Source organism: Pseudonocardia sp. N23 (genome assembly GCF_002583555.1).
Lineage (GTDB): Bacteria > Actinomycetota > Actinomycetes > Mycobacteriales > Pseudonocardiaceae > Pseudonocardia.
On the sequence record NZ_BEGX01000116.1, the window covers coordinates 1 to 380 of the forward strand.

Below are 380 nucleotides of genomic sequence, written 5' to 3' on the forward strand. Positions count from 1 at the left end.
TTGGTCTCCCAGAAGATCTTGTCGATCTGGGCGATGTAGTCGAGCAGCTCCTGGCCCGTCTTGGGGTCGTTGGAGCCCTTGGTGCCCGAGGCACCGGCGGCCTTGGTGGCCTTGTTGAACAGCTCGTGGAGCTCGGGGTACTTCTCGAAGTGCGGGGGCTTGAAGTAGTCGGTCCACAGCACCCACAGGTGGTGCTTGACGAGGTCGGAGCGCTGCTCCTTGATCTCGATGGCGCGGGCGCGGAAGGAGACGTCGTCGTTGCCCTGGTACTTCTCCTGGATCGCCTTGACCGACTCGGCCTCGATCCGTGCCTGGGCGGGGTCGTAGACGCCGCAGGGGAGGTCGCAGTGCGCGGTGGCCTCGAGCTGCGGGCGGAAGAT

General features: G+C 65.3%; 1 protein-coding gene. It reads right to left on the bottom strand.

Annotated features, from left to right (window positions below; genetic code table 11):
* A partial coding sequence (sodN, locus tag TOK_RS27605; protein ID WP_305775572.1) for a superoxide dismutase, Ni occupies window positions 1-380 on the bottom strand: 380 nt, incomplete at both ends.